22 protein-coding genes and 1 tRNA gene are annotated in these 23,077 nt (G+C 39.7%); 9 read left to right on the top strand and 14 right to left on the bottom strand.

The window, feature by feature from the left end; translation table 11 throughout:
• Position 1 precedes the first annotated feature (1 nt).
• Positions 2 to 1,042 (bottom strand): alpha/beta hydrolase, encoded by a 1,041-nt coding sequence (locus CH377_RS01450; RefSeq protein WP_100722060.1) that lies wholly within the window; start codon positions 1,040 to 1,042, stop codon positions 2 to 4.
• A gap of 334 nt (positions 1,043 to 1,376) precedes the next feature.
• Here CH377_RS01450 and CH377_RS01440 point away from each other — a divergent pair, with 334 nt between their 5' ends.
• The 3 genes from CH377_RS01440 (at position 1,377) to CH377_RS01430 (ending at position 3,996) form a co-directional block, all read left to right on the top strand.
• Positions 1,377 to 1,961, top strand: a complete 585-nt coding sequence (locus tag CH377_RS01440) for a tyrosine-type recombinase/integrase (RefSeq protein ID WP_100722058.1) — start codon at positions 1,377 to 1,379, stop codon at positions 1,959 to 1,961.
• Between the two features lie 180 nt (positions 1,962 to 2,141).
• A complete protein-coding gene (locus CH377_RS01435; protein ID WP_020769420.1) occupies positions 2,142 to 2,477 on the top strand; it encodes an STAS domain-containing protein in 336 nt (111 codons plus the stop codon).
• Positions 2,478 to 2,499: 22 nt separating this feature from the next.
• Positions 2,500 to 3,996, top strand: a complete 1,497-nt coding sequence (locus tag CH377_RS01430) for a glycosyltransferase family 39 protein (protein WP_100722057.1) — start codon at positions 2,500 to 2,502, stop codon at positions 3,994 to 3,996.
• Here the strand turns inward: CH377_RS01430 and CH377_RS01425 are convergent, their stop codons facing one another.
• Positions 3,997 to 4,494, bottom strand: coding sequence for an acyl-CoA thioesterase (locus CH377_RS01425; protein ID WP_100722056.1), 498 nt, complete (start codon positions 4,492 to 4,494; stop codon positions 3,997 to 3,999).
• Between the two features lie 35 nt (positions 4,495 to 4,529).
• The gene (locus tag CH377_RS01420; protein ID WP_100722055.1) at positions 4,530 to 5,570 is read right to left on the bottom strand and encodes an arylesterase; all 1,041 of its coding nucleotides are present in this window, start codon (positions 5,568 to 5,570) and stop codon (positions 4,530 to 4,532) included.
• Positions 5,571 to 5,691: 121 nt separating this feature from the next.
• On the opposite strand from CH377_RS01420, the gene CH377_RS01415 reads away from it, so the two are divergent.
• Entirely contained in the window at positions 5,692 to 5,949 is a 258-nt protein-coding gene (locus CH377_RS01415) for an LIMLP_16025 family protein (RefSeq protein ID WP_100705174.1), read from the top strand.
• 34 nt (positions 5,950 to 5,983) lie between these two features.
• Positions 5,984 to 6,814: a penicillin-binding transpeptidase domain-containing protein gene (locus tag CH377_RS01410; protein WP_100722054.1), complete on the top strand. Its 831-nt coding sequence runs from the start codon at positions 5,984 to 5,986 to the stop codon at positions 6,812 to 6,814.
• Positions 6,815 to 6,836: 22 nt separating this feature from the next.
• On the opposite strand, the gene CH377_RS01405 is transcribed toward CH377_RS01410, so the two are convergent.
• Both CH377_RS01405 and sixA read right to left on the bottom strand, forming a co-directional pair.
• Positions 6,837 to 6,908: transfer RNA gene (locus tag CH377_RS01405), tRNA-Pro, on the bottom strand.
• 84 nt (positions 6,909 to 6,992) lie between these two features.
• A complete protein-coding gene (gene sixA, locus CH377_RS01400; protein ID WP_100722053.1) occupies positions 6,993 to 7,475 on the bottom strand; it encodes a phosphohistidine phosphatase SixA in 483 nt (160 codons plus the stop codon).
• Positions 7,476 to 7,574: 99 nt separating this feature from the next.
• Between sixA and CH377_RS01395 the strand changes: the two genes are divergently transcribed.
• The 4 genes from CH377_RS01395 (at position 7,575) to rsgA (ending at position 12,211) form a co-directional block, all read left to right on the top strand.
• Positions 7,575 to 8,492, top strand: coding sequence for an ABC transporter ATP-binding protein (locus CH377_RS01395; RefSeq protein ID WP_100722052.1), 918 nt, complete (start codon positions 7,575 to 7,577; stop codon positions 8,490 to 8,492).
• Positions 8,489 to 9,304, top strand: coding sequence for an ABC transporter permease (locus CH377_RS01390; protein ID WP_100722051.1), 816 nt, complete (start codon positions 8,489 to 8,491; stop codon positions 9,302 to 9,304). The genes CH377_RS01395 and CH377_RS01390 overlap by 4 nt, the downstream gene beginning before the upstream one ends.
• A gap of 85 nt (positions 9,305 to 9,389) precedes the next feature.
• The gene (locus CH377_RS01385; protein WP_100722050.1) at positions 9,390 to 10,913 is read left to right on the top strand and encodes an HDOD domain-containing protein; all 1,524 of its coding nucleotides are present in this window, start codon (positions 9,390 to 9,392) and stop codon (positions 10,911 to 10,913) included.
• Between the two features lie 170 nt (positions 10,914 to 11,083).
• Positions 11,084 to 12,211, top strand: coding sequence for a ribosome small subunit-dependent GTPase A (gene rsgA / locus CH377_RS01380; RefSeq protein ID WP_100722049.1), 1,128 nt, complete (start codon positions 11,084 to 11,086; stop codon positions 12,209 to 12,211).
• A gap of 39 nt (positions 12,212 to 12,250) precedes the next feature.
• Here rsgA and rsmA read toward each other — a convergent pair whose 3' ends face one another.
• From rsmA to CH377_RS01335, 9 genes are all read right to left on the bottom strand, one after another.
• A complete protein-coding gene (gene rsmA, locus CH377_RS01375; protein WP_165780440.1) occupies positions 12,251 to 13,129 on the bottom strand; it encodes a 16S rRNA (adenine(1518)-N(6)/adenine(1519)-N(6))-dimethyltransferase RsmA in 879 nt (292 codons plus the stop codon).
• Positions 13,101 to 14,990 carry a ComEC/Rec2 family competence protein gene (locus tag CH377_RS01370; protein ID WP_100722047.1) on the bottom strand — a complete coding sequence of 630 codons (1,890 nt, stop codon included), beginning with the start codon at positions 14,988 to 14,990 and terminating at the stop codon, positions 13,101 to 13,103. The genes rsmA and CH377_RS01370 overlap by 29 nt, the downstream gene beginning before the upstream one ends.
• A 65-nt stretch (positions 14,991 to 15,055) precedes the next feature.
• Positions 15,056 to 16,036: a tryptophan--tRNA ligase gene (trpS, locus tag CH377_RS01365; RefSeq protein WP_100722046.1), complete on the bottom strand. Its 981-nt coding sequence runs from the start codon at positions 16,034 to 16,036 to the stop codon at positions 15,056 to 15,058.
• The gene (locus CH377_RS01360; protein WP_100722045.1) at positions 16,033 to 17,865 is read right to left on the bottom strand and encodes a hypothetical protein; all 1,833 of its coding nucleotides are present in this window, start codon (positions 17,863 to 17,865) and stop codon (positions 16,033 to 16,035) included. The genes trpS and CH377_RS01360 overlap by 4 nt, the downstream gene beginning before the upstream one ends.
• Positions 17,866 to 17,867: 2 nt before the next feature.
• Entirely contained in the window at positions 17,868 to 18,458 is a 591-nt protein-coding gene (locus CH377_RS01355) for a LolA family protein (RefSeq protein WP_100722044.1), read from the bottom strand.
• A 32-nt stretch (positions 18,459 to 18,490) separates the two neighbouring features.
• Positions 18,491 to 19,450, bottom strand: coding sequence for an electron transfer flavoprotein subunit alpha/FixB family protein (locus CH377_RS01350; protein ID WP_100722043.1), 960 nt, complete (start codon positions 19,448 to 19,450; stop codon positions 18,491 to 18,493).
• Positions 19,451 to 19,461: 11 nt separating this feature from the next.
• Positions 19,462 to 20,223, bottom strand: a complete 762-nt coding sequence (locus CH377_RS01345; protein WP_100722042.1) for an electron transfer flavoprotein subunit beta/FixA family protein — start codon at positions 20,221 to 20,223, stop codon at positions 19,462 to 19,464.
• A 96-nt stretch (positions 20,224 to 20,319) separates the two neighbouring features.
• A complete protein-coding gene (locus CH377_RS01340; protein WP_100722041.1) occupies positions 20,320 to 20,616 on the bottom strand; it encodes an LIC10362 family protein in 297 nt (98 codons plus the stop codon).
• A 12-nt stretch (positions 20,617 to 20,628) separates the two neighbouring features.
• Positions 20,629 to 23,067 carry a glycosyltransferase family 39 protein gene (locus CH377_RS01335; protein WP_100722040.1) on the bottom strand — a complete coding sequence of 813 codons (2,439 nt, stop codon included), beginning with the start codon at positions 23,065 to 23,067 and terminating at the stop codon, positions 20,629 to 20,631.
• Positions 23,068 to 23,077: the final 10 nt, after the last annotated feature.

Below are 23,077 nucleotides of genomic sequence, written 5' to 3'. Positions count from 1 at the left end.
ATTAAGCTGCTTTTTCTTTTACTTTTGCATTCTTAAAGAAGAATGCAAAACCCTGTACTAGATCATAGATCGCAGGCAATTGAGCTAAAGAAATCCCAACATCTCCGTGAGAGATCAAAGGTGTTAATACCAGTTTGGATTTTTTGCGAGGAAGATTTTCTTTTAAGATCACAGCCTCTTTTGCAGGAACTACATTATCTCCCAATCCATGAACGATAGAAACATGGCAATCTAAAAGATGAAGTTTATCTTTTACCTGTAACTCTTGTAAAAATGAACTTTGAGATCCTGCGTTGGCTACGATCTCTTTCCAGATTTTTTCTCTGAAACTTTTGTTTTCTCTAAGTTTATAAAATACTTCTTTGTTTTCAGCGCTGATATTTTCCAAAACAGTAGGAAGTTCCAATGTCTCTCTGGAAAAACTTCCATCGAGAACGCATGCTTTCAGAGCGAATTCCAGTTCTTGGTTTTCTGACTTGAGAGCATACTTTACGAAATTATAAAGAAGGATCATCCTTCCATATTCGTCTCCCTCATCGGAAGTCATCACATAATCCAAAGTAGATTGGACATCACAATAGGCGCCGATCGTAAGGATAGAAGAGATCTTTTTTCCTACTTCAGGATCGGAAGCAGCGATTAATCCCATACTTCCCGAAAAAGAAGGAGCTATATAAGAAAGTTTTTGGTCCGGGCAATATTTTTTATCGGAAGAGATATGAAGTATCAGCTCTTTTATCTTTTCAACAGTCTCTTTCCGGATTCGGAACTGTGTAACTTCTACTAGCAAAGGAGAAATAACTGTATATCCCACTGCTGCCGCAGATCTGCAAACTGCCGCAAATCTTGGGTCCTTATTTCCTAGGTAGGCCAACCCATTTACTGCCAAAATGGTTCCACAGGATTTTCCTTTCGGGGTATAAAGAATTGCAGGAATTTCAAATTGATCCGTTCTAACTGTGATTTCCTCTTCCGTAACTTTGGGAGGAGTAGGTAATTGGCAATGAAGGGCAAATTTGGCAGCCTTCCAGAAATATTTCATATTTGTATCCAACCCCGGACTCGTTAAGATCGGATAACAATTTTGTGACGATTTGAAAAGTCGGGTAATAGTCGGGCGACTCACTCGCTTTGCTCGTGACCGCGCTCTACGCTCCAATCCGCTCCGCGGGATTTCCGCTACGATCGCTGTCGCTTAGTATTTCAATATATTTCAGGCGGAATGGAGAATCCATGTTCCACCGCATTCCCACTGACCGTTCCCGGTAACCATTATTCCGCAAATCGATCTGTCGAAATGGCGAATTCTACTTTGCAGGCATTTTCACCGACCCCATTCTCCGAAAAAAAACATATGATCACATTAGGGTATTCGAATGAAAAAAGAGAAAAGAAGCGGAACCAAAGCTCCGCTTGAGGGCAGGCCGGCCTTAAATAAGGAAGAGATCCGGTCGCTTTTAAACGCATCCAGAACTCACGAAAATCATTACCTTTGGTTTAGAATGTTATACTCTTTCGGGCTCCAACTTTCCGAGTTGGTCTCCCTTAGAGTGCAAGATTTGGATTGGTCCGATCATAAAATATTGATCCATCATTCCCGGACTTTAAATCCCAGAAATCCTTCCATTCCATATTCGTTACGAAGGGATTTATGGTTTATTTCTCAGGGCAAGCAGGGAGAGGACTTTTTGTTTTCGGGTAGGATGGGCAAATTACGTCCCAGGACGGTTCAAAAAATGTTTTCTAAGTTAGAGGAAATGACGGGTCTTCCGATTTCGGTTTTTAGGTTAAGGAGAAGTTTAGCTTCCCATCTGATCGAGGCGGGTTGGGACCTGGAAAGTATCCAGGAACAGTTGGGGCTTTCTTCCCAAAAATCCTTGAAGGACTTGTTAGGCCAGAAACCCAAGCAGGTTCCGCTCAAAAAATTTCCATTGGAGGAAATTAACGGATCAGCGGCATAATATTCAAAATTTAGGATTTTCCAACTGTAGTAGAATAAAGGAGATGGGAAAAAATTCTTGTAAAACCCCATTTCCTCACTATTTTAGTCTACGGCGAACTTTCCGTTCCCCTTTTGTAACTAAAAAAGGAAATTTTCTTTGTCGGAATTTGATCTTATGGATCGTCGCTCGGAGCCTAGCTTGGAAATTAAAACGAAAAAAGTAGGGAAACATACCCTAGTTCAATTAGATGGCAGGCTGGATATCACTCATTCGGACGAGGTAGAGGCAAAACTTCTAGACGATGTCCAAGCTGGAACAGGTGATATCGTCATTAACTTGCAAAATATTTCTTATATATCTTCTTCCGGGATCAGGATCTTTGTTGGAATGGTCCGGGAACTAGAAAAGCAGAATCGAAAACTTAAACTTTGTAATATCACTCCTAACGTTAAAAAAGTTTTCGACGTTGTGGAATTGTTGGATCTTTTCGAAGTCTACGAAACCGAACAAGAAGCATTAGCTACCTTAAAATAATCAGCCGGGGGCGCTTTGTATCATGGGTTCCCCCGCTAGCACAGAAGACCGATCTTCCGAAATTTACGGACTCATCGGTCTTTTCTTTTTATCCATACTTTCTCTTTTGATATTTAGAATCTCCGGGTTGGAGTTCCCACCAGTATGGCCTGATGAGGTCTTATTCTATTCGCCTTCCTTAGACTTTGCGAGAAATGGACTCTTCCGGACAGAAGTGTTGGAAGGTTTAGTAAAAGGAATGGAAACCAAAACACTTTGGATGCCGCCGGTTTTCTTTTTATTAAACGGTTGGGTCGTTCGATTTTGGGGAGAAGGACTCGAAGTCCTAAGATTATTCGCTGCGATCTTATCCATTGCGAGTATCTGGGTTTTCTGGTTTATTCTAAAAACTTTCGATTATTCTCCGATAGCAAGGTTAGGTGCTTCCTTACTTTTATTTACTGATCTACTGTTCTTAAGAGTGGGTTGGACTGCGAGAATGGAAGCTCTGTGCTTGTTTTGGGCACTTCTATCCTTACTAGTACTTGCAAGAAAAGCAAGATGGAAGGGACAAGTTCCGCTCAATCAATATGAAGCATTCTTATCCGGATCCTTTTTAGGGATTTCATTTTTATCACATCCATTCGGTGCGATCTTCGGAGTGCCTGCATTATTATTGATCCACCAAGCAAAAGCATGGAAGGTTTGGATGTTTTGGCTGGGCGGTGCTTTACCAATCCTCGCATGGGGAATTTGGATCCATCCAGATTGGGAAATTTTTTTCTACCAGTTTGGAGCACAATTCGGACGCAAAAAAGATCTATTCCAATCCTTCTCTCCGATAACAAAGATCAAAGTATTATTAGGCGGGTATGAATCTCCGGGCCTACGACTATTCTTTTATTTAGCTCTCGCATATGGATTATGGGTGGTAAGAGGGGAGATTAAGGACAAACCGAAATCCGCATTTTTCTTCTCTGCATGGACTGTTTCCATTCTGTTTTTTTTGATCTTATCCACTGAATATTATTATGTAATGTATTTATGTATCCCTCTGTCAGCTTTAGGAGGATTCTTTTTTGAAAGGATCAGGAGCAGAAGAGTTCAGTTCATCGCAGCTATATTAGTATTTTCCAATATAGCAATTTTAGTGAATGCTTATAAAAGGATTGGGTTCGGAAACCCGGAATTCGATCTAAAAGATAGATTCTATGAGGTTTTGGGACCGGAGCTGAAAGGTTCTAAAAAGATGTATCTACAAGCAATTCCGGATCCATACTTCCATATCCAAAAAGAATATCCGAATTTGAAAATTCTTGAGTTTATCCCTGGAGAGCTTCCTATCCCTAAAGAAGATTTTGTCCAAACCTTGGATTCAATCGATACTTTCGTATTTTCGGACCGCCAAAAAAGAAATGAATTCGTTCAGACCTATTTAGAAGAGAATTCTTCCAAATTCAGAAAATTCAAGATTACTGCCGAACCTTCTACACTTAGAAAAGTAGCAAATGTAGAAGCAGAAGTATACCGTAGAAGATAATTAAACTTTTCCGTTATCCTTGATCTTTTTAACAAGATTGCGATTTGCCTCTTGTCTTAAGATCGCATTTTCGTATCTTCTGATCTCTGTTTCCGTCTCCGGTTTTATTTTAGGAATAGGACAGGGTTTTTTATTCTCATCCAATGCTACAAAGGTAAGGTAGGCAGTAGTTGCGCGAGTCACTATTCCGGTATAAGGATTTTCCTTAGAGACCTGTACGCCGATCTCCAGTGAAGATCTTCCCGCATAATTCGCAGAAGCTTTTAGGATCACATGATCACCCAAAGAGATCGGCTCTAGAAAATTCAGCTTGTCTACACTCGCAGTGACAGCTTCTCTTCCACAATGTCTTTGAGCGACCATGACCGCGATCAAGTCTATCCAAGACATTAAGGTCCCTCCGAAAAGGGTACCGTAATGGTTGGTATGATCAGGCATAACGATATGTCTGGTCTCCGCAGCGGATTGTTTCGGTGTTTTTGCGATTTCTTCCGACATCTATGACTTAGACTGACAATCCTAGTATTACGTTCTTATAATTGGCATTGTAAAATAAAATCGTTGAATACTTGAGCGATATAAACTCTTTCCTTATACGAAAGTGCGGTACTTCCAGCGGAGATCAATTCACCGGAGTTAGAAAAAATTTCTTTGATAGAATCATCCTGAGAAATCGTAAATATTTTCGTAGGAGAATGGGATTCTCCATTACTTGCATGTTTTAGGAATTTCATAACGGAAGGGTGAGTTACAGTGAATATAGTCCCTTTTTCGTCTATCTCTAGATTGTCCGGTCCGCTTCCGAGTAAAATCGATTTAGGTTCTCCTAATGCGATTTTTCCGTTTTCTCTTTTGATATCGAATTTTAAAACAGTACCTTCGTTAAACGAGGATCTGTATAAAAATTCTTTTCCATCTGCCCTTTTTACGTAAAGGACTCCATTTCCTAAAGAGACGGGATTCCCTAAAGAAGACCAAGATTTTCCGTCGTAATAAGCGATCTCAGAACGTTTCATTCTAAAAAGGTCATGGAATAGATAGAGCATAAATCCTCCTTCTCCATGATCATTAGAAACAAAAATTTCATTTTCAGATGCAACTGACAGATCGTTAGGACTTGTAACCAAAGGATCTTGCAGAGTTTGGATATGTTTCCATTTTCCTGCCTTCGATTTTGCAGAAGGTTTTTCTGTTCTTTCAAAAACTTCTATAGAATGTTCCTTGTATAATGTGATGTGAGAGATCACATACAATCTGTACTTTCCGTTTTGGTTTAAAAGACTCATCCCATGAGGTCTGAAATTTTTAGGATATTCAGTTTCTAATAGTTTGGGTTCGAGTGTAGAAGAATTCAGATCCAGAAAGTAAAGTTTTCCTTCCTGATCTTTGATCCTTCTTTCGTGGGAAGATACATATAATAAGCCTGCATCTCTATCGATTGCTAAATCTTCCGGGCCGGGCATTCCTGAAATCTTGGAGCAGCCTTTTAAAGGGATATCTTTGATATCTCCGGAACAATTACTGAAAAATAGGCCTAAAACGACGAATACTAAGGGTAGGATGGAAACTCGCATGGGGTCCCAAGATCTGCCTTAAATCCGGCACTGGCAATCAGATTCAATGCCCGGGCAGGAATTTTATTCTTGCAATTTTTGTGCAGTGCATAAAAATGGAGTTAAAAAGGAATAGCAAGGCATGGACAACCAAAAACTAAACGATATAATCAATGCCGGGATTGGGGCCGTCCAGACTTCGAAAGAGATTTTCGATAAACTTCTCCAGGACTTAAACGATGGAAAGGAGAAGGTGGAGCAGAGATTCGACGAGCTTAAAGCACAGGGAGAAAAGGACCTGAGCGATAACGCGTTAAAATTCAAAGTTCCTCTGGCTTGGGGAATCGTTAAAATAGAAGAAATTCGTGAGAATATCTTAAAACAATTTTTAAAGAAATGATGGGCGGATTTTTCCCCTCGAATAGGAAACGATCATGTTTCAATTTTCAGAGGGAAAGAATTCAGCTCTAGGCCGATTTTTACTCTTTCAACTCTCTTTTCTTTTTCTTCTAACTCCTTTAAATTCTCAAAATCTCTCTCCAAAGTCCATAACAACTAACTCGGAAGAGTTGATCCTTGTAACTCAAGTAAGTTCAGGTAAATCGAAGACTGAAAAAACCTACGGTGCACTCGAATTTCTGAAAAGGGAATATTCTCCTGCTTCTACCTTTAAAACGTATCTGGTTTTATCTTTAATTGAGAATCGTATCGTTGATCCGGAAGAAAAAATTGAATGTGCAGACAAACATATTCCTAATTCTCCCAGACTTTTGGATTTAAGAGATGCGCTGTTTTATTCTTCTAATGATTATTTTGAAAAAATTTTTCCTAAATTAGGAAAGGAGAAATTGGATCTTACATTACGTAAGATCGGTTATTTAGAAAATTCTAAATCGAATTTTAATGTTCAAGATTGGTGGATCGATCTTGCAGGTTTAAAACACGGGGGTAAGATCAAATTAACTCCTAAGAGTGTACATTCTTCGTGGTCCAAAATTTTTGAAAACGGTTATGGGCTTAGTAAGGATATCATGGAAGAATGGAAAAAGACCCTTTTCTGGTCCGAATGTACGGATAGATCGGCTAAAGTGTATGGAAAAACAGGTTCTTGGGAAGGAAGTTTCTGGTTCCAAGGTGCCTTAGTTAAATCTGAAAACGATTATATAATTTATACTATCTTAAATCGAAACAAATCAGGATCTAGAACTGGAACGATCATTAGATTTTACGAATTAGCGGGGTGTAAGGTTCCGAGTTTGGAATGAATGGAGTTTAAAAAGAGGACTTTCGGAGTGACTGGACTTGAACCAGCGACCCCTTCCCCCCCAGAGAAGTGCGCTACCACTGCGCTACACCCCGGTCCTCAGTTGTATAATTTTTCGAGATAGAACTCTATGTAAACCGGTTTTTAAAAATAGGTCTTTGCTTAAGTAAGTAGGAAGATCAACAAAGAAAATCAGGAGAAACAAACCAAATGATCTGTCCTCCCTGGAATTTCTCGCGAGGAATATTCACTGCGAGTGCAGAACCAGGAGTGAATAGAAAAGATTTTCCAACTCCTGAAATTCCCAAAAGAGTTTCTGCAAACACACTCACGTCAGGGCTATGGCCCACTAAAAGGATTGCATCCGAGTTTGAATTATCTTTAAGAAGAGGACAGATCCTAAAATAGTCTTCTCCCGGAAGAAGGTATTCAGCCGATTCAGTTTCTAGTTCTGGCCTTAAAATTTTGGAATAAATTTCCGCAGTGGCTTTTGTGCGAACATAAGGACTATGATAGATCTTTTTGATCTTAAAACCGGTCTGAAAGAACCGGGCCATCTTTTCTATATCCGTGATTCCTTTGGGAGTGAGCACCCTGGAAGAATCTTTGCCGTCTTCCGAATTGGGATCGGCTTCCCCATGTCTGGCTATGATAATCTTCATAGAATAAATGTAGAATTGTGCGTACGCGTTCTAATAAAAAGGATTGCTTCGAGAAGCAATGGAACTATCGTCTCCGGCACTTGGTCTAAGGATTTTTGAATGCCTCAATTTGCAATTGAAATAGAGCACCTACGCAAATTTTATCCGAAAGTAAAAGCATTACAAGGAATTGATCTGAAAATTCCGCAAGGCGGGATCTTCGGTTTACTCGGTCAAAACGGAGCGGGTAAAACTACCTTGGTCCGTATCTTACTTGGTTTCTCGAAACAGACCGAAGGTTACTGTAAGGTTCTGGGTTTGGAACCTTCTCCTCTTGCTAGAACTAAGATAGGTTATCTTCCGGAAAGAATGGCGGTCCCTACTTATTTGAGTGGGAGAGAATTTTTAGAAGCGAGTTTCAAACTTGCATTGATACCTTCTTCCGTTGCTAAAAAGAAAAGTACAGAGTTTTTAGAAAAGTTAGGATTAGCAGAAGCTGCTGATCGAAAAATTTCCACTTACTCCAAGGGCATGCTCCAAAGATTGGGGCTTGCAAATGCACTTGGTGGAGAACCTGAACTTTTACTTTTAGACGAGCCTGGTACAGGTTTGGACCCAGCAGGTTATAAAGAATTCAGAGAATTAATTTTAGAAGAGAATAAGAAGAGAGGGGTAACTATCCTAATAAATTCTCATCGTTTATTAGAAGTAGAGCAGATCTGTACCGAGATAGGTATTCTTCATAAAGGAAACCTTATGGCTCAGGGCAAACTGGACGAATTAAAACAAGGAAAGGATAGGATACGTATTCGTTTGGAATCGGCGCCTGAATCTTATTTGGAAGAGATCTCTTTGGAACATAAGAAGGATGGAAAGACCTGGGAAATTCGTCCCAAGCCGGAAGTGGATCTGAAAAAACTTCCTGCAATTTTAGTGGAGAAGGGTGCTGAAATTTTCCTCTACGAAAGAAAGACCGAATCTTTAGAAGACGTATTCTTTAGGCTTACCCAAGGTTCTGAAAATGGAGGTTCAAATTGAGCTCTCAAACTGATTTCAAATTTTTTATCTCCTCTGCGTTTCGACAGACCGGGACTCTGCTTCGGCTAACGTTCGTCCAGGTTCTAAGACGTAAGGCAATCTTCTTCTATTTTTCTCTGCTAGGGTTTTTCCTTTTAGGTGAATGGACCTGTACTACATCCGTAGGAGGAGAGACCAGTAACGGTGTTTCTTCTTATATGTATTTTATACTGACTTCTTTTTGGAGTTTGGTCTTTCTGGTGATCTTAACTTCTGACCTTCTCCGCCAAGACATGGATTCTCAGGTCCATACTCTTTGGTTGAGTCGCCCTGTGGATCCGTTCGCTTATGTGGGAAGTAAGGGACTCGCGCTGCTTATATGCGTGGTTTTATTTGTACTTCTTGCTTTCGGGATCAGTTCTTGGTTCTCTTTGGAAATCCCTTGGGAGTTCCTTTGGTATCAGGGAACCATGATGTTGGTGTATTCGTTTTTTGTTCTATTGGTTCTTTTAGTGACTCTGTTCTCAAATCAGTCTCTTGCGATCGTTAGTTCTCTTGGCCTTATACTTTTCAGCTGCATTTTGGATTTTGTAGCCTATAACCAAAATATCGATATGTCTGCAGAAGCAAGCGATGTCAAAAAATTCGTTCTAAAAACGATCTACTGGGTTCTGCCCCAGGTCGGGACTGTTTTTTATCATTCTTTCGCGCTTTTTTTGGGGAAGGCTGATCCTAAAAATTTCTACGGACCTTATTCATTCGTCCAAGTAGGAGCATGGATCGTAATTTTAAAATCCACTCTATGGTTGAGCACTCGACACAAAGAGATTTAGGCCCTAAGGGATTTGGAGAATTTAATCTAGGGTTGACAAAACCTGCTCAGCAGTAGGATATAGCAGGCCCTTCCGCCGAGCGAAAATGAATATAAACTGGTACCATTTCGAAAAGGAAGGATACTATCTGAGCGTTCGTAACGTAAACGAACGCATTGAAAAGCTAAATCCTCTCTATATTCGGTTTACCACCTTGAACAAAAGTGTGGATAAATTAATCAGCGTTCTTTTGGACAGGTACCTGGTCTATTTGGATGCAATCTCCCTGAAAGAATCCGTTTTTTCTATCTTAAGAGAAAGTGCGATGAACGCCGTTAAGGCAAATTCCAAACGTATCTTTTTTGCCGAAAACAATCTGAACATTTCCAATCCCGACGATTACGTGAGAGGGATGGCAAATTTCAAAAAAGAAATGATTAAGGACAAGGAAAGGTACGCCGCCTTGTTGGAAAAAGTTAAATTCCATTGTTTGATCACTCTTGCTTTCAATAGAACTAGCTTCTTGATGAGGGTTTCCAATAACGCGCCTATTATTGCGGAAGAATTAAAACGTGTAGAGAATAGGATTGGCAAGAGCAAAGAGTATAACGACCTGGGAGAGGTTTTCGCGGATCACGCCGACGATTCGGAAGGTGCCGGCCTTGGACTTGCCATGTCCCTTTTGATGCTAAAGAACGAAGGGATTGCAGCTGATTCTTATAAATTAAAGGCAGAAGGTGGGATCACTTCCGCATATATCAAAATTCCGCTAGATTACAAACACCGAAATGTTTCGTATCAACGTACGGTGGAAATTATCGCTGAGATAGATAAACTTCCTACATTCCCGGAAAACTTAAATCAGATCATGAGTCTGATCAATAAGCCCGATTCTTCCATCCAACAGATCACCGAACAAGTCGGGAGAGACGTTTCCTTATCTACCAATATTTTAAAACTCGCAAACTCTGCTTCTTTTGCACAAGGAAGAAAAGTCGAAACACTTGACGATGCGATCAAGCTGATCGGTTTATCAGAATTAAATAATATTCTTCTAAGCCTTGGAACAAAAAAGATCCTGGAAGAAAGATACAAAGAGTTCGAGCATATCTGGGAGATGTCCAGTCTTTCTGCTTATATTTGTAGAAGGCTCGGAGAAAGAATGGGCTGGAAGAAAACATTCCTGACTAATTTGGTTTGCGCCGCACTTCTCCATAATATAGGACTTGTACTTTTACTTTCTTTAGAAGGAGATACGATCGAAAAGTTAACCGATATCTCCGGCAAAAAACTTTTACCTTCTACCCTCGGTTTGGAGGAAGCCGCACTTGGGATCACTCATACTTCCTTAGGAGGTATGATCTGTGAAAAATGGAATTTCTCAGATACTATCAAAGTAGCTGCTGAATACCATCATAGACCATTGATGGCTAAAAAAGAATCCAGAGATGTCGTATTCGCAGTCTACTTATCCGATTGGATCATAGAATGCCTGGATGGAAAAGCGGACCCCGCTGCGATTCACTGGGAAGTGCTCCAACATTTCGGCTTTAAAAAAGACGAGGAATGGTTGGAGTTCGGTAAGAAGGTTATAGAAGAATATAAAGCCTTCCAGAAACATTCTAGCTAGCCCTTTTTCTTCCCAAAAAAAACTTTACAACTTACGTTACGCCCGAAAGTCTAAGGTTAAGTTTGCATATGATTGCCTAATTGTTTACAACCTTTTCCTCAAAGGACCCTCGTATCACGGGGGAGTTACATGAATGACTACCTATATAGTTATAGGTTTGGGCAAAATAAATGGATCAAAAACCATCTTTGAATTTATCCGTATGGGATGCGGATAGAGAAAAAGAATTTATCAAAATTTCAGAGGACCTAGGCATCTCTGATCCGGTCTCCGCGAGAATTATCGGAGAACAGGGACAAGAGTTTCGTCTCGAACTAGGAAGTTTAAAAGAAGAAGGGACCGGAACGTTAACCGGGGCACTTCGATTTAATGCAGATTCTAGTTTGGATTTACCAGTTGCTGGAGATTGGGTCCTAGTCACAAAACTAAGTGGAGAAGAATATTTAATTCATAAGGTTCTTCCGAGGAGAAGTTTACTCGTACGAAAAACCAAGGGAGAAACTTTAAAACCGGATCCAATCTGTGCGAACATGGATCGAATTTTTCTTCTACATGGTTTAGATGGAGATTTCCAACCAAGAAGATTAGAGAGGACTTTGATACAGATCTGGGAGAGTAGGGCTAAACCGGTCGTAGTACTTACAAAGAAAGATTTGTATTCAGACAAAGAAGAAGAGCTAAAGCAGAAGATCGACACAGTACGAAAATCTTGCCCTGGAGTGGAAGTATTCTCAGTTTCCAATCACAAACAAGAAGGTTTGGAAGAACTAGAAATGTTTTGGAAAGACGGTTCTACTTCCGCTTTTATAGGATCGTCCGGGGTAGGCAAATCTTCTCTTCTCAATTTATTGATCGGAGAAAAGATCAGATCGGTAAACGAAGTTAGGGAATCAGACTCCAAAGGAAGACATACCACTACTAATAGATGGATGTTCCGTTTGGATTCAGGTGCTTGGATTTTAGATACTCCGGGGATGAGGGAGATCCAACTTTGGTCAGACGGCTCCGGGTTGGAAGAAACCTTTCCTGAAATTTTTGAGGCTGCTTCTAATTGTAGATTCCAAGATTGTTCTCATATCAGTGAACCTGATTGTGGAGTAAAACTTGCGATCGACTCGGGAAAAATTTCGGAAGAAAGATTCAAAAGTTATCTGAAACTCAAAAGAGAATTGGAAAGGACTGCGAATTTAAGCGCTCCAAACTCAGTTGAATTCAGAGAACAGAAAGCGAAGTGGAAGTCCATCCACAAAGAGCAAAAAAGAATGCAACAACAACGAGACCGAGAAAGGTATCGTTAGTTTTGAGAAAAGAGCAGGGGACATTTTCCTCTGCTCTTTTTAATCAATCTGAAAAAGATCTACAATCTTATAAAAGTTTTCTGCTTTTAATTCTTCCGGTCTTTTATCCAAAGAAATTCCTGCAGATTCTACACATTCTTTTAATTTAGATCTTAAATTTTCTTCGGAGATCTGGAGTGGAAGCCCGTTCGGATAAAAGGAATCTAATGGAGCTTCTTTGATAGAAGAGCCTATCTTTTTCCTTTTTCCCCAAAATAAGGTTCTGCATAAAATTTCTAAAACTTGGTAGGATCCTTTTTTGGGAAATCTTTTGTCTGAAACAAATGTGAGAACACTTGAATCTACATTGGGAGAAGGATAAAAACATCCTGCTTTGATCGTCTTTTTACTTTGGAATTTTCCGTAAGCTCCCGCATAAATTGAAAGAGAGGAAATCTCCTTAGTAATCCTTTGAGCGAATTCTTTTTGGACTAAAAAAACTGCTCCTTGCAAATTTGGGAATTTTTCCAAAGAAAGAAGTATAAGTTCAGAAGTTATATAATAGGGAAGATTCCCAAATAAAAAACAGGTGCTCTTTTCCCCGTCTGATAGTGTATCTCTTGCATCACCTAAAATGATCTCAGTTCCAGGGAGAAACTCATTTAACCATTTATAATATACCGGATCAATCTCATATAATCTCAGTTTTTTCCCTAGCCCATAAAGCAAATGGGAAAGTGCTCCTAGACCTGGGCCGATCTCTAGGATCAGTTCAGATTTTTGTAAGAGTTCCGGTTCTGCACTAGAGAATAAAGTTTTTACTGCGTTTGGATCTATAAGAAAGTTTTGTCCCCATTTTTTGAGAGGAGCAGAGGATCTTTCTGATAAAAATTCCCGGATCACATTCGGTTTATAAAACGGGTATTCCGGGGAGCTCATCACTTCCAATAAACTTCCAACCGGGAGCGATTCCAAGCTGTTTTCTGAATTGATTCCAGTCTCTTGGATCTTCTTTGATCCCAAATCTTGGAAGGATTAGTATGATCCCTTCTCCTTTTTTTGTTCGGTTTGCTAGTATGAGAAGTGAATCCTTGCCCACCTCGAATCGGATCAGTTTTTGATCCTGATATGGCAGATGAAATTCTGCTAATTTAGGAATTAAGATCCAATTTTCAAAACCTGCACTCTTTGGTTTTTCTTTTCCCCCATATTTCAAAGATAGATTTTGATTTTTTTTCAAACATTCCGAGACCCAATCTAAGCAGGATTCATGTTCTATATAGATCTCGTGGACGGTTTTTGAACTTCTGCAGAATCTTTCCGGATCTTTTCCCAATGACTTGTAAAGAATATTGGAGCTATACTTACATTTTCCTGCGAGGATCAATCTGTTCTTTTCTTGTATGAAAAAGATGAATCGATCTCCAAAGAATACATCCTGAAGCCTGATCCACTTGGAAGAATTTGCCAATAAGAATTGAAAACCGCAGCAGATACAAAATCCGACGATCCAAATATTTTTGAGAAGAGAGGTTTTATGGGTCGTATCATTTACGGAATTAGAAAGATCTAATTTGGAGCTTTCCATTTTTTTAGAGGGAAACAATTTCCAGAGAAATAAGAAGAGTAAGAATAAAAACCAGATCCCTAATCCGAAAAACTTTGTGTTTCCCCTATAATAGTGAATCCAATTCCAATCCGATTCTCCCCAGTAGAGAGTTGTTTTTTCTAAAACTTCTAAAAGGAATAAAACGATTTTCCATACAGGTTGTGCAAATAAGGACAGATATAGCGATTCCAATACTAAAGAAAAATATAATAGAGGAAGTAAAATCCCACATATCGGGACTAAGATCAGATTTAAACCTAATGATCCGAAACTATAACTCCCGAAATAGTAAATTAAAGAAGGTAATGTTCCAATCCCGGCGGATAAGGAAACTAAAAGATTATCTCTCCAAAATCCGATAAATCTACTTAAGATCGTTTTATCTTCTGGTATTGGAGGAAGACATTTTTGGAAACAAGGAAGCAAAAGTAGAATGCCTGAAACTGCGCCGAAAGAAAGTAAAAAAGAAACTCCAAATGAGCGAACAGGATCCCAAAGATAAACTAGTCCTGCTGAAGAAATTAATAGATCTGCAGGTTTAGACTTTCTAAAAAACAAAGATTGTAAAAGTATCCAGGCGGAAAATATCCAAGCTCTTGCGAGTGAGATTGGAAAACCCAAAAAGGCCAAATATAATAATCCGAATAATACGGGAAGTATTCTCGGAATATAATACCCTAAGAATGGAATTCGTTTCAGCACCGCGAACATACAGCCGATCAAAATCCCTAAATGTAAGCCAGAGGCGGCAAATAGATGTAAAATCCCTCCTTCTCTTGCATTTTTCTTGAACTCTTTATCTAAACCTTTCGCATCTCCTAAAACTAAACCTAATGAAATTTCTCTGGCTCTGCCTTGTATTTTTGCTCTATCTAAGGTTTGGTTGATTTTTTGAGAGAATTCTTTTTTCCAAGAACCGGATTTTTCTAAAAAAGGAGCGGTTCTTTTGGTATAACCGCAGATCGCTAAAGCGAAAAATAGGATCACTCCCCATGAAAAGTATGGGGCCTTTTTACTGAAGAATAAAAAGGAAAAGAATATTATGCTAATTGAATGTATTGCAGTCCAAATTAGGACCAGGTCAGGAAAGAAAACATCTAAAAATAAAGTCGATAAAAGTCCGAGAACTAAGTAGGAAAATGAAGAAGAAGGGATCCAGTCCTGGTAGTTTTGTTCCAAGTATTCGCCCATACGAATACCTGTTTTGAAAAATTTGAATTGTGAGCGGAATTTCCATTCCGCTGGAAAATTTGATATTAAACCGAAACTTTTGAGATTCCGATTCCCAGCTTTCCTCTTACATTATCTAGGATCTGAGAAGAAGCCTCTCTTGCTTTGTCGGATCCCTTTTTCATGACGGATCTAACGTAAGCAGGGTCTGCTGCGATCTTCTCTCTTTCTTTTCGATAAGGTCCGAAATATTCTAATACAGTTTCTAATAATGCTTTTTTCAGATCTCCATAACCAGTTCCAGGATTTGTAAATCTGGACTGAAGATCTTTTTTGTCTGATTCATTTAAGAAAAGGGAGTGGATAGAGTATATTATACTTTTCTCATAATCCTTTGCTTCGTCCACTCCTGCGGAATCAGTTAGAATCCCCATTACGGATTTTTTTAACTTCTTCTCATCATCAAAAAAGTTGATCGTATTTCCGTAAGACTTGGACATTTTCGCTCCGTCTACTCCCGGTACGATCGCGGTCTCCTCGTCTATTTCGGGTTCAGGAAGTTTGAAGGTCTCACCATATTGGGAATTAAACTTCTCCGCAATATCCCTTGCATATTCCAAATGTTGTTTTTGGTCTTTTCCTACAGGTACTTTATCGCTATTAAATGCAAGAATGTCCGCTGCCATTAGCACAGGATAAAAGAAAAGCCCCCCGCTCGGAACGATTCCTTTTGCCACCTTATCTTTATAAGAGTGAGCTAATTCCAATTTAGGAACAGTGATGGACATACTTAGATACCAGGTAAGTTCAGTAACTTCCGGAACCTCTGATTGGATCCAGAATGCACATTTATCAGGATCGATGCCTAATGCTAAAAAATCACAAACAGCGTCATAAGTATTTTCAGTTTGGTTTTTCGCGGAACTAAAAGTGGTCAAAGCGTGCAGGTCAGCTACAAAACAGAATAGATCGGACTTGTTTTGGTAATCGACTAACTTGCGTATAACAGAGAAGTAATTTCCTAAATGTAATTTACCAGAAGGTTGTACCCCGGTCAATATCCTCATTGTTCCTCCGAGGAAGCGAATCGGTTTTGTGGATCGTCGAAAGTTTTTCCGGAAAGGCGTTCGTATTCTGCTTTTAATGCGTTTAGTTCCGCATCTAACTTTCTATGAGCAGTCAGTTTGTTTACGGTAAACTTATCTTTGTAAATGACTGCATAATTAAAAAGTAACTGAGCCATATCTACAAAAACGTATTCCAAGGTTTTACCGTTCAAACGATTTCCTGAAACCATCGTAGAATCGTAATATGGAATAAATCTGTGAAGGACTTTTACCTCTTCGAGTACTTTTTCTTTTGAGGCTAGAACTCTTTCGTTCAATTGTCCTTTCGCTTCATAATCTTTCGCCAATAAATGGTTCTCAACCAATACGTTGATTTTCTCTGCGAATTTTCCCATGAAAGCGGAAGCTTCTGCAAGTAATCTTAGTAAGTTTACTGTGATCTGATCTTCGACCGATCCGCCGGAAGTATTTTGGTTAAAATTGGAGAAGGTATACTGGAAGCTAGGATACTTCTTATTGAACGCATCCAATTGTCTCAAAAGATTATTGATCTCTTCAATCTCCGTTTTGAATAAACCCGGTTGGGTTACCAATACGTCTCTGTTATGGTTTTTTGTCCCTATCTTGACCGTTCCTTCTAAAATAGGGGTGTAACAGGATTGAAAGTCTCGGAGAAGTATATGGATCAGCTTATGAGGCATTCCCTTGTAGGAAGACTTGAATGCCGCAGAGTTCATATTCTCCGGCATATGATGGGCGAAGTAATCGTCTACAACCCCATTCAAGAAATCGAAAGAGATCTTTCCGTTATCGTCTATTTTGAAATAACGTTGTCTTAAACCGTGTAGTTCTTCTTTCTTGTTCATTCTTGTCAGGATATCATCCGACAATTTGATCAATGTTGTTTCTACTTCTTTGGTAATGTCCGGAGATCCTTGGAATTTGGTCTCGTTAATCGGAGGAACATTCAAAGAATCTAATATTTCTTCCCAGCCGATGACTTTTTTATTAGAAACAACATAGAATGCTCGGATCGCATCCGTAAGTTTAGGTCTTCCGTTTTCTAAATTTAATCCGTAATTCAGCCCGGAGATAATAGAAGGAAGTTTTACGGATAATTTTTCGTCCTTCTTCACTAACTCCGGAACATGACCTAGGATAATATCCCTGGCGTCGCTTCTGGAAAGATGACGAGCATAGTACATCTGCATTTTCAAAGATCTGTTCAAAAAGATCTCCGGAGAAATTTCGTCGATAAATAGTGAATCTAAAGAGATGAAATTATTAAAGAATTTATTAAAATTCAAGACAACATTATAAACCAAAGGTCTCCAATGTCTCCAGCCTTGGCTTTCCGCAAGTCTGAGTGCTTGTAATGTAGAGATGATCTGATCTTCTTTTAATGCTTTAAATAATCTTTCTACAGAAGGAGCGATCTTAGAATTTCTTCCGAGGAAACCTACTTCAACAGTTCCGGTGTCTTTTGCAAATTTTGTAATATTCGCATTTCCACCAAACAGGTTAGCTAGGAACCCTAAACCTGGTCCAGCATCTTGTGCTTTCTTAACAGGCTTAGGTGCAGTTTTAGAAGAAGTGGAGGAAGATTGAGATGACTTGGAAGATTTATCTTCTTCTTCCGGTCTTTTGCCTGATTCTTCTTTTTTCTTCTGTTCGAACTCTTCGTCGACTTTTTTCATCAAGTCGATACGTATGAATATATCGTTCGATTTTTGTATGACTTCGTCTATCTTCTGTTGATGTTCCGGAGAACGTGTCTTGCGATAGAGATCAGCGAAGACCTTATGGGCGTCTGTGCGAGAAGTAGACAAACTTATTCCCTCTCGTTAAGCGGGTTCTCCACAATTTGCGCGTTTGCAGGTGCTCCGAAATTGAAGAGAGACGCTGGTAAACCTATACCGGTTTGGACTCCGGAAAAACTTACGGAGGTATATTCTCCGGTCGATCTACTCTTCATTCTGAGAGAACGAGGAGTATTATCCGGACCTAAAGTGACTACAATCTCTTCGTAAGTCCTTGTCGCGGATTTTAGTCGAAGTGAACCCCCCACTGGAGTCACTTCTTCGTATCCGGAAAGTAAGCCGGCCATTCCACCGGTCATACCTTTTACGTCTTGTTTTCCTACAATTCCTCTAGAAGGGGAATAAAACCAAAGATAACGTCCGTTGGAAGCGATAACTCTTCCGTCGGAAAATTTTACATGTATATGATTTGGTTTTTGATAAGAAAGAGTTCCGGTGAGTTCGTTATTGATCGTAATACTCGCCCGAAAGCTGGAAATTTCAGCCATCTTTCCGATGACACTGCTTAACCTTTCCTTGCCAGGATCGGATAAAATAGAAGTGCCGCAGACCAGTAGAGCTGCGGCACCCAAAAAGGATAAGATACCCTTGGATGAAGCCATAATCGTTCCTACTATGGCTTCATTAGACGAAATTATCCAAGTACTTTTTTAAACTCGTCGGTCAGAGCTGGTACGACTTCAAAAAGGTCCCCTACGACTCCGTAGGTAGCTACTTTGAAGATTGGAGCGTCTCCGTCCTTGTTAATAGCCACGATATACTTGGAAGAGCCCATTCCGGCCAAGTGCTGGATCGCTCCGGAGATTCCGCATGCGATATAGCAGTTCGGGGAAACGGTTTTACCAGTTTGACCCACTTGATGGCTATGGGAAATCCAGCCTGCATCGACCGCAGCACGGGAAGCTCCTAAAGCTGCACCTAAAACGTCCGCCAAACCTTGGAGAACAGGCCAGTTTTCAGGTCCTTTAATTCCGCGTCCGCCAGATACGATGATAGAAGCTTCTGCCAATTGAACTTTGTTTCCACCGCTTAGATCGGAAGATACGATTTTAACTTTCGCGTCTCCTGCGGATGGACTTGCAGCTTCAGCAGCGCCTGCTCCAGCTTTTTGTACTACTTCTTGAGAGTTTGGACGAACAGTGAAGATAGCGATTGGGCTGGTAACTTTAAAGTTACCGTATGCTTTTCCGGAATAGATTGGCTTCTTCGCTACTACTTTTCCGCCGTCTACTGAAAGACCTACTGCATCCGCTACAATCCCTGCTCCTACTTTTACAGCTACTCTTGGAGAATAATCTTTTCCTTGAGAAGTGTGAGGAACTAAAACTACGGAAGGATTTTTTTCCTTAATAACTCCAGCTACTAAATTCGCCCAAGTTTCCGCGTTGAAGTCACCTGCGTTTACAGTTACTATGCTGTCTGCTCCGACTGCTCCCAGATCTCCTGCGAATTTTTCAACTCCGGATCCGATGAGAAGAGCGGTTACTTTTCCTCCGAGTGCGTCCGCAATTTTGCGGCCAGCGGAAGTGATTTCTTTGGAGATCTTTTTGAGTTCTCCGTTTTTGAGTTCGCCTACGATTAAAACGTTGCTCACGGGTGTTCTCCTTAGATAACCTTAGCTTCTTCGCGAAGAGCTTTTACTAATTGTTCAGCGAAACCTTTCGCATCAGCCGCTTCTAACTTGCGACCAGGAATACGAGGTGGAGGAGGCTCCAGTCCCACTACTTCAATCTTGCTTGCAGGATTTCCTAAATCTGCAGGCGTTTTAGTTTCGATTGGCTTCTTCTTAGCTGCCATCAAACCTTTCAAGTTAGGATAACGAGGTTCGTTTAATCCTTTTTGAGCAGTGATTGCTACTGGTAGGCTGGTTTCCACAACTTGGGTTCCACCTTCTACTTCTTTAGTAGCTTTTACGGAAGTTCCGCTGATCTCTAAACTAACTGCGAAAGAAATATGAGCGATTCCGAGTCCTTCTGCAACTTGGATCACTACTTGGGAACTATCGCTATCGATAGATTGGCGTCCGCCGATGATGATATCTGCATTTTCAGCTTTCGCGAAGTTTGCGATCAATTCTGCGGTTAAAACGGTGTCAAAAGGAACGTAGTTGTCCACTTTGATCTGAACGGCACGGTCCGCTCCCATTGCGTATGCTTGGCGTAATGACTCTTGAACGCGATCTGGTCCTAGAGAGACTGCAATAACCTCTCCACCATTTTTCTCGCGCAATCTAAGTCCTTCTTCAATTGCGAATTCGTCGTACGGAGAGATAATCCATTTAATTCCGGCTTCATTGATGGACTTGTCCCCGACTTTGATATTCGTTTCGGTGTCAGGCACCTGTTTCACTAAAACGATGATCTTCATGAACTTTCGTTCTCCAAATAAATAGGGCTATAAACACGAAATTTCTGAAAAGCTTGAGTGCAAACTACTTTTTTGCACGTATTCGGGAAATCTAGCCTATCGAAACAGAATGAGTGTTCTGCTCCAAAAATAGATCCAAAATAATCCCAAAATGATAACCAATACGTTCGCGTCCGATTGGAGGAAGAAGGTTAGGCCCCAGAAAAATGGTAAAAGGAAAAAACTGAGCAGGAATAAGAACCAGATCCAAGACTTTCCGCTAAGAGGGGAAGCAAATGAGGCTTCGATTTCCGAGCGGATCTCTTCTAAACTTTTAGGAAATTTTCCTAGATTGCGGACCGCGAGAACCAAAGCGAGAAGGCAAATCAAAGTTAATACGACAGAATACAGCATGTTTATCCTCGTTCAGGGAATTCTAGATAATTGCAGGGACTTTAGAACAGCTTGTCTGTCCTTTTTGGTATGGAATCTGATCTGTATATCATCTGTTTCAGAATTTTCTACAGAGAATTCTATACTCATCTTCTTTGAATCTCCAATTCCTGGGGATTCAGGAAAGATTATGGAAGAAGATTGGTTGGCAGTTACACTGAAAGTCGCTTTGTCTAGGATTTCTCCTTCGAATTCAGCTCGAAATCTTCCTATCGGATCTTTTGGAATATAATGATCGTAACCTTTTAATTCTTCATAAACAACCGGTTGGCTCTTACGTTCCGATCTTACCGTCTTTAACTTATATGTGAATTGAGAAGGGTCTATAAAAACTGATTTTTTATCCCGGGCCGATGCGGAGCTTACTCCTAATTTATAAACCTGTAAGAAGATTCCTCTATATATAAGTGTATCTGGATAACGATTTACAGTATCTATAGGATAATTTCCTTCCAAATTGATCTTATCTATTTTTTCTAAAGTAACGGGTCCATCTTCTAAATTAAAGTCTTCATCAATTAAATATACATTCCAGCCTGATTTGATCAGTTGGTTTGCCTTTTCTAAAAAGGGGCGCGTTTTGTGTATGAGATAAGTCTCTTTCCCACTTAGATAACGAAGAGGGCTGGCAAGGTCTTCTTTTTTGGTAAAATAAATCGCTTTTTCACTTGGAAGAGATATTGATAATCTTTCGAATTCTTCGGAATAACCGGATAACATTCTTTCGAAGAATATCAATCTATCTCTATTATAAAGATGATATATATAGCCCGCAATGATTACGACGATTAACGCCGACTTGATTGTCTGTTTTTTGATAGGTAGAGAGTAAAGTCCGATTACTCCCATGATACATGCAAAAGGAATAGGAAATAAAACCCAACGTCTAGATGCCCAGAAATGATCTGCATTAATGCTCGGATCATAAAAATAAACAAATGATAGAAGGGAACCTAATAATAAAAATACCAAAGAACCGGAGGATTTCTTTTTGAAGAGTAGTAGATCATAACCTCCAATCCCGAATAAGACTAAAAGAACGGGAACATAAAGTAGGAAGAATAAAAAACCATTCTTTTTAAAATACAAAACATCATTAATTCCTTCCGCGTTGCTGATTACAGGCTGGATAGAATGTCCAAAAGCAATTAATACAAAAAATAAAGTAAAAGAAAGAATTCTAAAGGTTGTTCTTTTTCTAAGAATTGAATCTTTGATCGATCCGATTGTTTTTTTTCCGATTTCTAAATTGGAAAAAAATAAAATAGAGACCAATAAGATTGAAGAAGAAACGCAGAACAATGTTAATTTCAGTAACTGGTTACCTTTCCATAGATCAATCATGTAAGGTTTCGAGTTGATATAGCCGTAGAGGACCCCCAGAATTGAAATGGCGGAATACCCCAAAAGAAAGTTTATACCTTTTTGAAGAGATTTCTTTCTGAAAAATAATAAATAACCTACAAAGATTACAATTGCAGGAAAATAAATTAAACTATCGATCCTATTGAAGTTACTTAGCCCTAAAATACCACCGGCAAAAACCATCCACCCTTTATCTTTACGGAAAAAATAAAGAGCTAAATAGGAAGAGAATATGATCAATAATTGCCCTAATGGCTCTGATAAAGTTGTTCTTACGTTCCAAAGTTGAGCCGGGTTGAACGCACAGAAAAAAACTGCAACCAATGCTCCCCAAGGCCCAATCCATTTTTTCACGATCAAAAATATAAAAACTAAGGATAATATTCCGAATATTGAATTTACTCGGAACATGGCATCTAATCCGAATAAATCGGCAGATAAGGCTAAATAAGTAGGGAAGAGAGGATAGAAACGAGGAGAGAGGGAGCCGATTGGGGCCGATGGGTCCTGAGGGGAATGATCTGAATGGATCGAAGGATAACCCTGGATGATATTATCCCCCAAGATTTGAGTTAGGTCCTGGTAACGGAAATCATTAAAATTCAATCCTCCCGTTTTCTGGATATTACTTCCGAAAACTATATAAACCCCGTGGTCTCTATCTCCCTTAATATACTCGATAGGAAAAAGAGAATACATTGCTCCAGCACTTAGGAGTAGCAATGTCAGAATGATATTAGTAAATAAATTTCCCGATTTGCCCCGGCCGGAGAATGGGTTTAATCTAAAATCAATCTTGCGGAAGAATATATATCCGATGAAGGATCCGGAAGCTAAAAGTTGGATCAATGCCACTGACAGGATTTTGTAAGATTCGAATGAAACTAAAAGAAGGGCAATCGATCCCGCTAATAAAATGGAGAGGGTAAAGGCGACTAAGTTTCTGGATAAAGGTTGTGGGAGTCCTTTTTTATGAAGAATGACCGATATAAAATAAACATTTAAGATGATGCCTAAAAAAAATAAGAAATTTACCAAGGAAATCACTGCCTAATAC

The sequence above is a fragment of the Leptospira haakeii genome (assembly GCF_002812045.1).
Taxonomy (GTDB): domain Bacteria; phylum Spirochaetota; class Leptospiria; order Leptospirales; family Leptospiraceae; genus Leptospira_B; species Leptospira_B haakeii.
Note: the sequence above shows the minus strand (reverse complement) of the source record. Positions and strands in the feature narration are given on the sequence as shown.

Coding starts and splice junctions, on each gene's coding strand:
- trpS (WP_100722046.1), bottom strand. CDS start 16,036: ATGAGGATATTGACCGGGGTACAACCTTCTGGTAAATTACATTTAGGA.
- CH377_RS01370 (WP_100722047.1), bottom strand. CDS start 14,990: ATGGGCGAATACTTGGAACAAAACTACCAGGACTGGATCCCTTCTTCT.
- CH377_RS01450 (WP_100722060.1), bottom strand. CDS start 1,042: ATGAAATATTTCTGGAAGGCTGCCAAATTTGCCCTTCATTGCCAATTA.
- CH377_RS01410 (WP_100722054.1), top strand. CDS start 5,984: ATGTTTCAATTTTCAGAGGGAAAGAATTCAGCTCTAGGCCGATTTTTA.
- CH377_RS01430 (WP_100722057.1), top strand. CDS start 2,500: ATGGGTTCCCCCGCTAGCACAGAAGACCGATCTTCCGAAATTTACGGA.
- CH377_RS01355 (WP_100722044.1), bottom strand. CDS start 18,458: ATGGCTTCATCCAAGGGTATCTTATCCTTTTTGGGTGCCGCAGCTCTA.
- CH377_RS01420 (WP_100722055.1), bottom strand. CDS start 5,570: ATGCGAGTTTCCATCCTACCCTTAGTATTCGTCGTTTTAGGCCTATTT.
- rsgA (WP_100722049.1), top strand. CDS start 11,084: ATGGATCAAAAACCATCTTTGAATTTATCCGTATGGGATGCGGATAGA.
- CH377_RS01345 (WP_100722042.1), bottom strand. CDS start 20,223: ATGAAGATCATCGTTTTAGTGAAACAGGTGCCTGACACCGAAACGAAT.
- CH377_RS01415 (WP_100705174.1), top strand. CDS start 5,692: ATGGACAACCAAAAACTAAACGATATAATCAATGCCGGGATTGGGGCC.
- sixA (WP_100722053.1), bottom strand. CDS start 7,475: ATGAAGATTATCATAGCCAGACATGGGGAAGCCGATCCCAATTCGGAA.
- CH377_RS01425 (WP_100722056.1), bottom strand. CDS start 4,494: ATGTCGGAAGAAATCGCAAAAACACCGAAACAATCCGCTGCGGAGACC.
- CH377_RS01395 (WP_100722052.1), top strand. CDS start 7,575: ATGCCTCAATTTGCAATTGAAATAGAGCACCTACGCAAATTTTATCCG.
- CH377_RS01385 (WP_100722050.1), top strand. CDS start 9,390: ATGAATATAAACTGGTACCATTTCGAAAAGGAAGGATACTATCTGAGC.
- rsmA (WP_165780440.1), bottom strand. CDS start 13,129: ATGAGCTCCCCGGAATACCCGTTTTATAAACCGAATGTGATCCGGGAA.
- CH377_RS01340 (WP_100722041.1), bottom strand. CDS start 20,616: ATGCTGTATTCTGTCGTATTAACTTTGATTTGCCTTCTCGCTTTGGTT.
- CH377_RS01440 (WP_100722058.1), top strand. CDS start 1,377: ATGAAAAAAGAGAAAAGAAGCGGAACCAAAGCTCCGCTTGAGGGCAGG.